The sequence below is a fragment of the Bacillus sp. GMs2/2 genome (assembly GCF_050172095.1).
Lineage (GTDB): Bacteria > Bacillota > Bacilli > Bacillales > Bacillaceae_G > Bacillus_A > Bacillus_A cereus.
Genome location: NZ_JBNLYE010000018.1, coordinates 25,839 through 39,674, shown reverse-complemented (window position 1 = coordinate 39,674; position 13,836 = coordinate 25,839). Strand labels below are relative to the sequence as shown.

Sequence of the window (13,836 nt, the reverse complement as noted above, 5' to 3'; positions counted from 1 at the left end):
ACAATTTTATTTAATTATAATATAACGATAAAATATTTTAAATGTTAGAAGTGTTGAGTTTTATAAATAAACTGTACAGACACAAACAACCTTACGCCCACATACACATAATAAAGACCACTATTTTGGCGGAGGTGAAAGGTTTGAGTCTATTCGCCGCAATTGGATATATGGTTCGAGAAGTGTTTGTCTTTGTTTCTTATGTGAAGAACAATGCGTTCCCGCAGCCGTTATCATCAGATGATGAGAGAAAGTACTTAGAGTTAATGGAGCAAGGTGATGCTCAAGCGAGAAATCTTTTAATTGAACATAATTTACGGCTTGTAGCTCATATCGTTAAAAAATTTGAGAACACAGGAGAAGATGCAGAAGATTTAATTTCAATTGGTACGATCGGGCTCATTAAAGCGATCGAGAGCTATTCTGCAGGAAAGGGAACGAAGCTTGCGACGTATGCAGCACGCTGTATTGAAAATGAAATTTTGATGCATTTACGTGTACTAAAGAAAACGAAAAAAGATGTTTCACTTCATGATCCGATCGGGCAAGATAAAGAGGGCAATGAAATATCGCTTATTGATATATTAAAATCAGAGTCTGAAGATGTAATTGATATGATTCAACTTAGTATGGAGTTAGAAAAAATTAAAGAGTATATCGATATTTTAGACGAAAGAGAAAAAGAAGTGATTGTGAAACGTTTTGGACTTGGGCTAGATAAGGAGAAAACACAGCGGGAGATCGCTAAGGCGCTTGGTATTTCTAGAAGCTACGTATCACGGATTGAAAAGCGTGCTTTAATGAAAATGTTCCACGAGTTTGTAAGGGCAGAGAAAGAGAAAAAAGCGAAAGAGTAAAGTGTATTAGAAGCAGCCATATTTAAAATGGGCTGCTTTTCTTATTGTAAATAAGAAAAGAAAACGCGTTATGCTAAGAAGAAATACATGTTCACTGTTGAAAATGACGGATTCTATCTGTAATATTAGAAGGTGCTAAATAATTTAAGAATAATACCATACTTAGTTTTCTGTATATATAATAAGGCTGCTTTATATGATATGTGGGAATAAGAACCAATTTTACATATGATATAGAAAGAAAAGAAGGGAAAACTAAAGTTATAGACTGATTAGGGGGTTTCGCAATTTGCGACGTACATTATATCGACTTATGATAGAACTTACAAATGGTCGCTTTACTTCTTATATATTACGTAAATTTGCACAATCTCGTTTGAGCTCTATCATTATTCCATCGTACGCGAAAGTTTTTCAAATTAATCAAGATGAGATGGAAAAGGGTTTGAAGGAATATAGAACATTGCATGAATTATTTACGCGTAAGCTAAAAGAAGGAAAGCGTAGTATTGATACAGATGCATCGAGTATCGTTAGTCCTGTTGATGGTGTTTTTGCAGATCATGGTCCTATTGAGGATACAAAAACATTTGATATTAAAGGAAAGCGCTATTCAATCGTGGATATGCTAGGTAATGAAGAACGTGCAACGCGATATGCAGGCGGTACATATATGGTAATTTATTTGAGTCCAAGTCATTATCATCGCATTCATAGTCCGCTTTCTGGTTCTGTGACTGAAAGATTTGTACTCGGTAGAAAATCATATCCAGTAAATGCAGCTGGTATGGAATACGGGAAAGAACCACTGTCAAAAAATTATCGTTCTGTTACAGAAGTAAGCAGTGATGGCGAGCATATGGCTCTTGTAAAAGTAGGTGCTATGTTTGTTAATAGTATTGAGCTTTTGCATGAGAGAGACACTGTTCAAAAAGGTGAAGAAATGGCATACTTTACATTTGGTTCAACAGTTGTGTTATTGTTTGAAAAAGATATGATAGAAGTAGTGCAGGAATTAAAGAGTGGACAAGAGCTTCGTCTTGGTGAAAAAATAGCTACTCGCTTAGCTCATAAATAAAGAAAAGCTTTTATAACCGTAAGTAAGAGTTATGGGCAAAGATACTTAATGATGAAATCCCCTAGATGGGAGTACTTGTTTATTCGAGAGCCATCGTAGGATGGCTCTTTTTACAGGGCATCTAATAATTTATCCTTTAACTGTTTGATTGGTAAGGGCTGATTAAACTTTCACTTTATATGTAATCAAGATGATTTGACAAGCTTGTCCTCTAATGAGCGTCTAATGATTTCTTGTTTTATAAGTAAAATGAAGTCGGGATTTAATTTTAGTTCTTTTGCTTTATAATAAGACTCAGTGAGTAACTCAGTGGATAACTGTTCCATATGTTTTGTTTTCAAGGTGAGTCACCTCCTAATAATATAAGGATTGATTCGTTGATGCATTTAATGTACCAAAAAAATATGACAGTCACAAACGAGTGGTTATCCACATACCTAGGTGGATAAAGTGTGTATAGTTTGTTAGTAAATTCCAAATTAACTGCAAAATTAATGTGGAAAATGTGTACAATTTTATCCACAGGTTATATATCGAAAAATGTTGTCGAAAAATTTTATGAAAAATTTTATGAAAAATCCTCAAAGAGGTGAAAGAAATTGAAACTATTTTTACCAAATGAATATGTGAAAAATGTATATCATGTTCAACCAGAAGATTTAAAAAAACGTGGGATTAAAGGCGTTATTACTGACTTAGATAACACTTTAATTGAATGGGATCGTCCCAATGCAACGCCGCAACTTGAAAAATGGTTCTTGGAAATGAAAGAGCAAGGCATTCAAGTAACGGTCGTTTCAAATAATAATGAGCAACGTGTGAAAGATTTTGCTGATCCATTAGGTATTCCATTTATTCATAGTGCACGTAAACCATTTGTTCGCGCATTTAAGCGTGCGATACAAGAGATGCGTTTGCAGCCAGATGAAGTTGTAGTAATTGGAGATCAGTTACTGACTGACGTGCTTGGTGGAAACCGAGTAGGCCTTCATACAATTTTAGTTGTACCAGTAGCACAAACGGACGGATTAGTAACGCGCTTTAATCGAAAAATTGAACGAAGAATTATGAAAAATATGAAGAAAAAAGGTTTAATTAACTGGGAGGAATAAAGTTTGACTGAAACAATTAAATGTATTGGTTGCGGTGTAGAAATTCAAACAGAAAATAAAAATGAAGTGGGGTATGCTCCTGCCTCATCTTTAGAAAAAGAACAAGTCATTTGTCAACGTTGTTTTCGCTTGAAGCATTACAATGAAATTCAAGATGTATCGTTAACAGATGATGACTTCCTACGCATTTTAAATGGAATTGGAAAATCAGATGCATTAGTAGTCAAAATTGTAGATATTTTTGATTTTAATGGTAGCTGGTTACCTGGCTTACATCGTTTCGTAGGGAATAATAAAGTATTACTTGTGGGAAATAAAGCTGATTTAATTCCAAAGTCAGTAAAACATGATAAAGTAAAACATTGGATGCGCTATAGTGCAAAGCAGCTAGGATTAAAACCAGAAGATGTCTTTTTAATTAGTGCAGCGAAGGGACAAGGAATTGCTGAACTAGCAGATGCTATTGAGTATTATCGCGGCGGCAAAGATGTTTATGTTGTTGGATGTACGAATGTAGGGAAATCGACATTTATTAATCGTATGATTAAAGAATTTAGTGATGAGACTGAAAATGTAATTACAACATCTCATTTCCCAGGAACAACACTGGATTTAATTGATATTCCATTGGACGAAGAGTCTTCTTTATATGATACGCCAGGTATTATTAACCACCACCAAATGGCTCATTATGTTGGAAAGCAAAGCTTAAAGCTTATTACACCAACAAAAGAAATTAAGCCGATGGTATTCCAATTAAATGAAGAACAAACGTTATTCTTTAGTGGATTGGCACGTTTTGATTATGTAAGTGGTGGTCGTCGTGCATTTACTTGTCACTTCTCGAATCGCTTAACAATCCATCGTACAAAGCTTGAGAAAGCAGATGAATTATATAAAAATCATGCTGGGGATTTACTAAGCCCACCAACGCCAGAAGAATTAGCAAATATGCCTGAGTTAGTGAAATACGAATTTAATATTCGTGAACCTAAAACAGATGTTGTATTCTCTGGATTAGGATGGGTTACTGTGAACGAACCAGGAGCAAAAATTGTTGCACACGTACCAAAAGGAGTAAGTGTTTCACTACGTAAATCTTTAATTTAATATGGAGAGGGATTTATGAAACAATTATATGGTGTAATCGGAAATCCAATTGGACATTCATTATCACCCGTTATGCATAACGATGCATTTGAACACTTGAATATGGATGCCCATTATCATGCGTTCCTTGTTGAAGAGGAATTGCTAGGGGAAGCAGTAAGAGGTTTAAAAGCATTAGGTATTTCAGGATTTAATGTAACAACTCCGCACAAGGTTGCTATTATGGAGTATTTGGATGAGATTGACCCATTGGCAAGGAAAATCGGTGCAGTAAATACAGTGGTTCATAAGGATGGAAGATTAATTGGCTATAACACAGACGGGATTGGTTTTGTTCGAGCGCTGCAGTCAATTAGTAATGAACCACTTCAAGGGAAACGTATTTTGTTACTTGGTTCAGGTGGTGCTAGCCGAGCTATTTATTTTTCTCTTGCTGATGTAGGTGTAAAAGAGATTGATGTAGCCAATCGTACAGTAAATAAGGCGAAGGAACTTATTGCTGCACGTACGACCGATGTTAATTCTGTTGCTTTGTCGTTAGAAAAAGCGACAGAAGAACAAGGAAATTATGATATTATCATTCAGACGACAACGATAGGTATGAATCCGCACGTAGAATATACGCCATTACAAATTTGTTCGTTAAAAAAGGGAACGATTGTATCAGATATAATTTATAATCCATTTCAAACGAAAATTTTATGTGAGGCAAAAGAGCAAGGTGCAATCATTCAAAATGGTATTGATATGTTTGTTTATCAAGGAGCACTTGCATTTGAAATGTGGACAGGACGCACGCCAAATATCGAGAGAATGAAACAATTAGTTATAGAAAAGCTTGGAGGCTAACATATATGTTAACAGGAAAACAAAAAAGATTTTTACGTGCACAAGCACATCATTTAACACCAATTTTTCAAGTAGGAAAAGGCGGAGTAAATGAAAATATGATTAAACAAATCGCAGATACTTTAGAAGCTCGTGAGTTATTTAAAGTAAGTGTATTACAAAACTGTGAATTTGATCGCCGTGAGGTTGCGGAAGAACTTGCAAAAGGTGCACGTGCTGAAATCGTTCAAGTAATTGGAAGCACAATCGTTTTATACAAAGAATCAAGAGAAAATAAACAAATTAAGCTTCCTCGATAAAAAGACTAGCATGCGCTATTTTTATCGTTTATGCGTAATGATGTAGAGAGCGAAACCAATTGAACTTTTATTAATAGCAACTCTCTTCATTCCTAACCGAGGAGAGTTGCTGTATATAAAAGGAAGGGGCGTTTCTTTTGAGAAAAATTGGCATCATTGGCGGTACATTTGATCCGCCTCACTATGGACATTTGCTAATTGCAAATGAAGTATATCACGCTTTGAACTTGGAAGAAGTATGGTTCTTGCCAAACCAGATTCCGCCACATAAACAAGGGCGGAATATTACAAGTGTAGAAAGTCGTTTACATATGTTAGAGCTCGCGACTGAGGCAGAAGAACACTTTTCTATTTGTTTAGAAGAGCTAAGTAGGAAGGGCCCATCTTATACGTATGACACTATGTTACAATTGACGAAGAAGTATCCGGATGTGCAGTTTCACTTTATTATTGGTGGGGATATGGTTGAATATTTACCGAAGTGGTATAACATTGAAGCTTTACTTAATCTTGTAACGTTTGTTGGAGTTGCAAGACCTGGGTATACATTGCATACACCATATAAGATTACTACAGTGGAAATTCCGGAATTTGCAGTTTCTTCATCCTTATTACGTGAGAGATATAAAGAGAAGAAAACGTGTAAATATTTACTTCCTGAAAAAGTACAGGTATATATCGAGAGGAATGGGTTGTATGAATCGTGAGAATGCACTGCATATTGTCAAACAACAAATGCATGAAAAACGTTATATACACACAATTGGTGTAATGGAGACAGCGATTGAGCTTGCTAAGTTATACGGTGTGGACGAGAAAAAAGCAGAGATGGCAGCTATATTCCATGATTATGCGAAATGTAGAGCAATTTCAGAGATGGAAGAGATTATTAAACGTGAAGATTTGCCGAAAGATTTACTTTGCTATAACAAAGAGTTATGGCATGCACCTGTTGGGGCATACTTAGTAGAAAAAGAAGTAGGCATTACGGATTCTGAAATTTTGCAAGCTATTACATATCATACAAGTGGTCATGAGAATATGACGATGTTAGAGAAAGTGATTTATGTAGCTGATTACATTGAACCTGGGCGAAAGTTTCCAGGAGTGGAAGAGGCTCGTAAACTCGCATATACGGATATAAATCAAGCTTTATTATTTGCGTTAAAGAGAACAATTCAATTTTTAATGGAAAAAGATCAGACGATTTATCCATTAACATTCCAAACATACAATGCAGTTATCAAGGAGGAAATGAGTAAATGAACGATAAAGATTTATTAGTATTAGCGGCAAAAGCAGCTGATGATAAGAGAGCAGAAGATATGGTTGTCCTAAATATGCAAGGTATTTCACCAATTGCAGATTATTTCATTATTTGTCACGGAAATTCAGATAAACAAGTGCAAGCAATTGCACGTGAAATTAAATCAAAAGCACATGAGTTCCAAATCGACGTACAACGTATGGAAGGGTTTGACGAAGCACGTTGGGTATTAGTTGATCTTGGAGATGTAGTTGCTCATGTATTCCATAAAGATGAGCGTAATCACTATAATTTAGAGCGTCTATGGGGCGATGTGCCACGTGAAGATATTACAGAAGAGTTAGGCCAATGAAATACGAACAATTTGCATTGTTGTACGACGAACTAATGAATGATGTCCCTTATGATAAATGGGTGGAATTTACAGAGGAAAGTTTACAGCAGGCAGGTATGAAAGAGGCAAAAATTCTTGATGTAGCATGCGGTACAGGTAATGTAACCCTGCCGCTTGTGCAAAAGGGTTACGATTTAATAGGTGTCGATCTTTCAGAAGAAATGTTAACAGTCGCTCAGCAAAAACTAGGCGGAGAAGGGCATTTTATTCCTTTTTACCAACAAGATATGCGCGAGCTTGATGTTCCGGGTGAGTTTGACTGTGTAACGATTTTTTGTGATTCATTAAATTATGTATTGCAAGAAGATGGAGTACAAGAAACATTTAGAAGAGTATTTCACCATTTACGTCAAGATGGTTTGTTTTTATTTGATGTACACTCTTTATATAAAATACATCATGTATTTCAAAATGAAACGTATACAGTGAATGGAGAAGAAATATCTCTTATTTGGAATTGCTTCCCTGGTGAAGAATCAAATAGTGTAGAGCATGATTTAACATTCTTTGTTCAAGATCCAGAAGAAGATGTGTACCATCGGTTTGACGAATGTCACGTGCAACGTGCATATCAAGTGGAAGAGTTAACGAAATGGCTTGAAGAAGCAGGTTTTACAGTGCTTCGTGTAACAGGTGATTTTGAGCGACTTGAAGTTACAGAACAAACAGAGCGTATTTTCTTCATGGCGAAGAAAAACGGATAAAAACAAAAGCAACCGAGAAGGTTGCTTTTGTTTTATAAAGAAGATGTATTTTTAGTTCTAGCATAATCTAAAGATCGTATGAGTAAAGTGTGGGAATAGTAGTTGACGTGAAAATGTATTGTAAAAAAGTAAGTATTTATAAAAAGGATTTGGAATGAAAATGACGTATTTATTATGTGTGTTTATTGAATTGCTGATCAACGCATTCTAAATCTTCATCAAATTTTTCATGTGTTCGCTCGATTAACTTATGGAACATATCTCCAACGTGTTCTTCTAAAACCCGAATGCCTTCCCCAGTAACGCCGCCTTTCACGCAAACCTTTTCTTGTAAGGTAGGTAATGTGAAGATTTCTTTTTCAAGTAATTTCCCCATCCCCACGACCATTTCACTTACTAAAGTAGTAGCCTCTTCGTGTGTAATATTTGTTTTATCTACAGCAGCGTTAATGAAGCATTGTAGTAAATAACTAAAGAAAGCAGGACCGCAACTTGCTATATCAGATGAAACGCGCGTTATATCTTCTTTTATTACAAGAGGTGTAGAAATGTTTTTGAATAGACGAAGTAGTTTTTGTTGCCATTCTTCAGAGCAATTATCTCCAAATGTAAATAGTGAGGCGCCAGAGAGAGCGCGATTTGTGATACTTGGAATGATACGCGCGACGTGGCAAGGTACGAGAGTCTCTAATTGTGATGGAGATATTGGACTTGTAATAGAAACTAAGCACGTTTCATCAGAAAAATGTTCAGCGTATTTTTTTAGGATAGGGTATATATCTATCGGCTTAACACAAATAAAAATAAGTTGTGATTGTTCGATTACTTCCGGGATTGTTTTTGCTATATGAACAGAAGGGTATTTTTCTTTTATATGATATGCTTTTGCAGGCGTCCGATTAATGATTGTAAGGCAAGAAGGTTTGACAGCACGGGTTTCTAAAAATGCATCGATTAGTATATTTCCCATGTTTCCTGTCCCTATAATTCCTATGTTCAAAGTTTCATCCCTCCTTCGTAACAGCTTTCTCCTAAACAATATGAATGATGTTATAAATTTATGATTAGAGGTGTAAAATGATGTGGGATTTTCCGAAAAAGTGGTTAGGTTTAGTAGCTATTATTGGAACTTTACTTTTTCTTGTTTTTTGGAAAACGAATCAGAGTGTAGAACGAACGCCTATTACAATGAATGTACAAGAGAAGGAGATAGAAAAAAAGGGTAAACCGAAAATATCGGATACAAAGGAACAGAAAAGAACAATTATAATTGATGTGAAAGGAGCGGTCAGTAAAGAAGGGGTATATGAAATGAAGGAAGGAGATCGCGTAAAGGATGCGGTTCAAAAGGCTGGTGGTTTTTTATCAGAAGTAGATATGAAAAAAGTGAATTTAGCACAAATTGTACAAGATCAAATGCTTCTTTATATACCGAGTAAAAATGAGTCAGAACAAGGGGTGCTTACTTCTTCTAAGGAAGATGGTAAGATTCGAATAAATACAGCGGCGAAAGAACAACTAGAAAAAATTACAGGGATTGGCTCTCGAAAGGCAGAAAGTATTTTGAAATATCGAGAAGAACATGGTCCGTTTCAGAAAATAGAAGATTTATTAGAGATTGATGGGATTGGTGCGAAGTCTCTTGAAAAGATAAAAGATCAAATTATTATTCCGTAAAAGATTGACGAAGTTTTTCTTCTTTCGCTACACTACAAGTAGACAAAAAAGTAGGTGAAAAATATGGAACGAATTTCATGGGATCAATATTTTATGACGCAAAGCCATCTACTATCTTTGCGTAGTACATGTACAAGGCTTGCGGTAGGAGCGACGATCGTTCGCGATAAACGAATTATTGCTGGTGGGTATAATGGTTCAATTAAAGGTGGCGTACATTGTATAGATGATGGTTGTTACGTAATCGATAATCATTGTGTTCGGACAATTCATGCCGAAATGAATGCTTTATTACAATGTGCCAAGTTTGGTGCGAAAACAGAGGAAGCAGAAATTTACGTTACGCATTTCCCTTGTTTACAATGTTGTAAGGCAATTATTCAAAGTGGTATTACAGCGGTTTATTATGCGCAGGATTATAAAAATCATCCATACGCCATAGAGTTATTTGAACAAGCGAACGTAACAGTGAAGCACGTTCCGCTAGAATATGATATTGCTGCATTAGAGGAGCAAAAACGTTATACAGAGTTGAAAGAATTATTTGCGTCTTTAGAAAAAGATGATTTATCAATGGAAGAATTACAGCATGTATTCACGAAAGCAAAAATGATGCTATAAGGAGTGAGTATAAGTTGCAGGAACAATGGGGGTATGTTGCAATCTCATTTATAATAGGGGTTGCAATTGCCTTTTCCTCGTCACTTTTATTGATAGTTTTTTGCCTCTTTTTAAATGTTTTCTTCTGTTTATATCGCACTTCGCGTAAAACCTTCATTTTTTGTATTGTAGCGTGCTTTAGTAGCACCATGTACACTTCCTATGTTCAAACGTGGAATAAGCCTCTAGGGGAGTCCTATGGAGTTACAAGAGGGGTTATACAAAATGCACCGCTTGTTAATGGGGATCGCCTATCTTTTCAATTTGAAGATCAGAATAAAAATATAGTGCAGTTAAGTTATAGAATCAAATCAGTCTTGGAAAAGAAAAAAATGCAACAATTATACGCAGGGATATCATGTGTATTCGAGGGTGAGAGGAAAGAACCGGAAACAGCTCGGAATTTTCATGGTTTTAATTACCGTGATTATTTATACAAACAACATATTCATTTCACATTTGAGGCTACATATATTTCTGAATGCTATAAAACATCACTGTCGCTCACGCAATGGATTCTTCTTTTGAGGCAACAAGCAATCTCGAAAGTTACAGAAATGTTTCCAGAGCAATCAGGTGCTTTTATGAATGCATTACTATTTGGTGATAGACAACAAATGACGTTTGAAGTGGAAGAGCAATATCAACAATTTGGTCTTGTACATTTGTTAGCAATTTCAGGTTCACACATTGTAATGTTAATGGTGATAGTATATTTTATTTTGCTAAGAAGCGGTGTGACAAGGGAGGTAGCAACAATTTGCCTTATCGTTTGTATTCCTATGTATATGGTTTTAGCAGGGGCGTCACCCTCTGTTATAAGAGCTTCTATAACAGGAGTTTTGATGTTGATTGCTTTTATGTGCTCGATTCGTTTATCTAGTTTAGATGCTTTAAGTGTAACAGCTATATGCATGCTTATATATGACCCTTATCTTGTTTTTAATATTGGATTTCAGTTTTCTTTTGCAGGTAGCTTCGCTTTACTTTTGTCTGCTCCGTTATTGTTAGAGAGTAGCAACGGAATAATCCGAAATTCTATTTATATTTCTATCATTTCACAGCTCGTTAGTACTCCGATTTTGTTATATCACTTTGGTTATTTTTCTCCATATAGCATTCTCCTCAATCTCTTATACGTTCCGTTTTTATCTATCATTGTATTACCATGTAGCATTATTATTTTACTGTGTATGCCAATTGTCCCGTTTCTCGCAAAAGGATTTGCCGATATATTATCAATAGGCTTGAGTATGTCTAATGATTTTCTAAGTCATTGTGAAAGTTTACCATTTACCCAGCTTATCTTCGGGGAAACGCCCTTCAATCTTGTAGCTGTATATTGCGCCAGTATTGTCAGTATATTGATGGTTTGGGAACGGAGAGCGCCGAAAAAAATAGTTTGTATAGTTGCGAGTGTATTTCTTTTTATTAGCACATGTCATTATATATATCCATATTTTAGAGGCAGCGGAAGTGTAACATTTATTGATGTTGGACAAGGTGATGCAATATTAATTCGCCTTCCGTATGATAAAGGGATTTATCTTATTGATACAGGTGGAACGCTTCGTGTAAATAAGGAAGAATGGCAACAAAAAAAGCATGAATTTTCTGTTGGAAATGATGTTTTAATACCCTTTTTACAAAAAGAAGGTATTAAAACAATTGATAAATTAATCGTAACGCATGGAGATGCAGATCATATAGGTGCTGCGCAAGAATTATTATCATATATACCTGTAAAAGAAGTGGTATTTGGCCGAAAGGGAAAAGATGCAGTATTAGAAAAAGTAGTCAAGAAACGGGCATTAGAAAAGGAAATGAAAATAACTGAAGTGGGGGAAGGGGAGAGTTGGAGTGTAAATGAAGCGGAATTTTTCGTTTTAGCTCCAAAAGGAAAAGAAAAAAGCGAAAATAATGCTTCAATTGTAATATGGGCAAAATTTGGAGGGTTGAAGTGGCTATTTACAGGCGATTTGGAAGAAGAAGGGGAAAAGATTTTAGTAGAGGCATATCCAGATTTACAAGTGGATGTTTTAAAAGTTGCTCATCATGGGAGTAATACGTCATCTATAGAGCCTTTTTTGAACGTCATACAGCCTCGTGTAGCGATTATATCTGTTGGTAAGCAGAATAGGTATGGACACCCGCATAAAGAAGTGATAGAGCGTTTTGAGAAGATGGGGAGTGCGATATGGCGCACGGACAAGCAAGGTGCTATTTCCTATGTTTTTAAAGGGGAAAATGGAACCTTTAAAAGTAAAATCACATATGATAAAACACATAATAGATGAAAAAGAGAAGACTGCCATGAAGTGGCAGTCTTTAAGAACCGATAAATTTAATAACAGTTGCAATGATGAAAAGTGTTGCGAAAAAACCAAATGAGACGATAAATCCTACCCCTGAATCAATAGCGTCATTGCGTTTACTTTGAACGTTTTGTTCAAAATCATTCATTTAGAATCCCTCCCCAACATTCCACTTTAGTATAAAATATTGTCAGAAAAAAATCTACAATTTCCATATGAAGAGAAAACGAGCTTTTTTGTTACTTGTAAATCATGAAGTAATGTGAGTTTTTCGTTTCCAAGCATGTTAACAGTTGGCACTTATACTCAAATTTTTATTGCGAATAATAAAGGGAAGGTGATTACCGCACACCAATAAGAAACCCGGGGCTTATTGCGTGGCGTTTAATATAAATAAAGGGACGGGTTATAAAGCCTGTTCCTTTGTACTTGTAAAACAAAAGCTAGGGCATTAGTATAAATATATATTGCCAAGTTAGGGAGTAGGAAAAAGTATGAGTGATATACATAAAAAAATTAAAAAGAAACAGTTTGCTCCGTTATATTTAATATATGGAACGGAAGCTTTTTTTATAAATGAAACGATAAAGCTTATTACGACAGAAGCACTTGAAGAAGAAGATCGAGAGTTTAATGTTGTGACATACGATTTAGAAGAAGCGTATTTAGAAGATGTGGTTGAGGATGCGCGTACGCTTCCTTTCTTCGGAGAACGAAAAGTACTGTTAATAAAATCACCGCTATTTTTGACTTCGCAAAAAGAAAAGTTAGAGCAAAATATAAAAATTTTAGAAGAATACATTGGTGAACCTTCTCCATTTTCTATTCTTGTTTTTGTTGTGCCTTACGAAAAACTTGATGAGCGAAAAAAAATTACAAAACTATTAAAGAAAACAGCAGATGTAGTAGAAGCGAATGCGATGCAAGTACAGGATGTTCAGAAGTGGATTGTTGCTCGTGCAGATGAAGTGCATGTGCATATTGATAACGCGGCTGTTAGTTTGTTGCTAGAGCTTGTGGGAAGTAATGTAACGATGTTGGCGAAGGAAATGGACAAGTTAACGTTATACGTTGGTATGGGCGGAGAGATTACGACGAAACTTGTTGCAGAGCTTGTGCCAAAATCAGTTGAGCAAAATGTATTTGCTTTGACAGAAAAAGTGGTGAAAAAAGATATTGCAGGTGCAATGCAAATTTTGGATGGATTATTTACGCAGCAGGAAGAGCCGATTAAATTGCTTGCGTTATTAGTGAGTCAATTCCGCTTGTTGTATCAAGTGAAAGAGCTACAGCAACGTGGTTATGGACAAAATCAAATTGCGTCTCATATTGGTGTACATCCGTATCGTGTAAAGTTAGCAATGAATCAAACGAAGTTTTTTTCTTTTGAAGAGTTAAAAAAAGTGATTATAGAATTAGCGGAAGCTGATTATAGTATGAAGACGGGAAAGATGGATAAGAAGCTTGTGCTCGAATTTTTCTTAATGCGATTAAATCATATGTGATGACACAAA

At 35.6% G+C, this 13,836-nt stretch carries 17 protein-coding genes; 14 read left to right on the top strand and 3 right to left on the bottom strand.

The window, feature by feature from the left end:
• Nucleotides 1–143 precede the first annotated feature (143 nt).
• Nucleotides 144–857, top strand: coding sequence for an RNA polymerase sporulation sigma factor SigK (sigK, locus tag ACQGS6_RS05340; protein ID WP_000051382.1), 714 nt, complete (start codon nt 144–146; stop codon nt 855–857).
• Between the two features lie 289 nt (nt 858–1,146).
• On the top strand, nt 1,147–1,935 hold the full coding sequence (locus tag ACQGS6_RS05335; protein WP_001255000.1) for a phosphatidylserine decarboxylase: 789 nt from the start codon (nt 1,147–1,149) through the stop codon (nt 1,933–1,935).
• Nucleotides 1,936–2,120: 185 nt separating this feature from the next.
• On the opposite strand, the gene ACQGS6_RS05330 is transcribed toward ACQGS6_RS05335, so the two are convergent.
• Entirely contained in the window at nt 2,121–2,276 is a 156-nt protein-coding gene (locus ACQGS6_RS05330; protein WP_000850094.1) for a sporulation histidine kinase inhibitor Sda, read from the bottom strand.
• A 258-nt stretch (nt 2,277–2,534) separates the two neighbouring features.
• Between ACQGS6_RS05330 and ACQGS6_RS05325 the strand changes: the two genes are divergently transcribed.
• From ACQGS6_RS05325 to ACQGS6_RS05290, 8 genes are all read left to right on the top strand, one after another.
• A complete protein-coding gene (locus ACQGS6_RS05325) occupies nt 2,535–3,047 on the top strand; it encodes a YqeG family HAD IIIA-type phosphatase (protein WP_000765314.1) in 513 nt (170 codons plus the stop codon).
• Between the two features lie 3 nt (nt 3,048–3,050).
• Nucleotides 3,051–4,157, top strand: a complete 1,107-nt coding sequence (gene yqeH / locus ACQGS6_RS05320; RefSeq protein WP_000140799.1) for a ribosome biogenesis GTPase YqeH — start codon at nt 3,051–3,053, stop codon at nt 4,155–4,157.
• A gap of 15 nt (nt 4,158–4,172) precedes the next feature.
• Nucleotides 4,173–5,006 (top strand): shikimate dehydrogenase, encoded by an 834-nt coding sequence (aroE, locus tag ACQGS6_RS05315; protein WP_074625295.1) that lies wholly within the window; start codon nt 4,173–4,175, stop codon nt 5,004–5,006.
• 5 nt (nt 5,007–5,011) lie between these two features.
• Nucleotides 5,012–5,305 carry a ribosome assembly RNA-binding protein YhbY gene (gene yhbY / locus ACQGS6_RS05310; protein WP_000955224.1) on the top strand — a complete coding sequence of 98 codons (294 nt, stop codon included), beginning with the start codon at nt 5,012–5,014 and terminating at the stop codon, nt 5,303–5,305.
• A 137-nt stretch (nt 5,306–5,442) separates the two neighbouring features.
• A complete protein-coding gene (nadD, locus tag ACQGS6_RS05305; protein ID WP_001226048.1) occupies nt 5,443–6,012 on the top strand; it encodes a nicotinate-nucleotide adenylyltransferase in 570 nt (189 codons plus the stop codon).
• Nucleotides 6,002–6,571 carry a bis(5'-nucleosyl)-tetraphosphatase (symmetrical) YqeK gene (yqeK, locus tag ACQGS6_RS05300; RefSeq protein ID WP_426964947.1) on the top strand — a complete coding sequence of 190 codons (570 nt, stop codon included), beginning with the start codon at nt 6,002–6,004 and terminating at the stop codon, nt 6,569–6,571. Before nadD ends, yqeK begins: the two co-directional genes overlap by 11 nt.
• On the top strand, nt 6,568–6,924 hold the full coding sequence (rsfS, locus tag ACQGS6_RS05295) for a ribosome silencing factor (protein WP_000998173.1): 357 nt from the start codon (nt 6,568–6,570) through the stop codon (nt 6,922–6,924). The genes yqeK and rsfS overlap by 4 nt, the downstream gene beginning before the upstream one ends.
• Entirely contained in the window at nt 6,921–7,670 is a 750-nt protein-coding gene (locus ACQGS6_RS05290; protein ID WP_000873074.1) for a class I SAM-dependent methyltransferase, read from the top strand. Before rsfS ends, ACQGS6_RS05290 begins: the two co-directional genes overlap by 4 nt.
• A 172-nt stretch (nt 7,671–7,842) precedes the next feature.
• On the opposite strand, the gene comER is transcribed toward ACQGS6_RS05290, so the two are convergent.
• Nucleotides 7,843–8,670 carry a late competence protein ComER gene (gene comER / locus ACQGS6_RS05285; protein WP_025709771.1) on the bottom strand — a complete coding sequence of 276 codons (828 nt, stop codon included), beginning with the start codon at nt 8,668–8,670 and terminating at the stop codon, nt 7,843–7,845.
• Nucleotides 8,671–8,747: 77 nt separating this feature from the next.
• On the opposite strand from comER, the gene ACQGS6_RS05280 reads away from it, so the two are divergent.
• The 3 genes from ACQGS6_RS05280 (at nt 8,748) to ACQGS6_RS05270 (ending at nt 12,304) form a co-directional block, all read left to right on the top strand.
• Entirely contained in the window at nt 8,748–9,347 is a 600-nt protein-coding gene (locus ACQGS6_RS05280) for a helix-hairpin-helix domain-containing protein (protein WP_000989937.1), read from the top strand.
• Nucleotides 9,348–9,410: 63 nt separating this feature from the next.
• On the top strand, nt 9,411–9,968 hold the full coding sequence (locus ACQGS6_RS05275) for a ComE operon protein 2 (RefSeq protein WP_326318366.1): 558 nt from the start codon (nt 9,411–9,413) through the stop codon (nt 9,966–9,968).
• Between the two features lie 14 nt (nt 9,969–9,982).
• Nucleotides 9,983–12,304, top strand: a complete 2,322-nt coding sequence (locus ACQGS6_RS05270) for a DNA internalization-related competence protein ComEC/Rec2 (RefSeq protein WP_426964946.1) — start codon at nt 9,983–9,985, stop codon at nt 12,302–12,304.
• A gap of 31 nt (nt 12,305–12,335) precedes the next feature.
• Here ACQGS6_RS05270 and ACQGS6_RS05265 read toward each other — a convergent pair whose 3' ends face one another.
• Entirely contained in the window at nt 12,336–12,470 is a 135-nt protein-coding gene (locus ACQGS6_RS05265; protein WP_000997609.1) for a YqzM family protein, read from the bottom strand.
• 346 nt (nt 12,471–12,816) lie between these two features.
• On the opposite strand from ACQGS6_RS05265, the gene holA reads away from it, so the two are divergent.
• Nucleotides 12,817–13,827, top strand: a complete 1,011-nt coding sequence (gene holA, locus ACQGS6_RS05260) for a DNA polymerase III subunit delta (RefSeq protein ID WP_426964945.1) — start codon at nt 12,817–12,819, stop codon at nt 13,825–13,827.
• Nucleotides 13,828–13,836 lie beyond the last annotated feature (9 nt).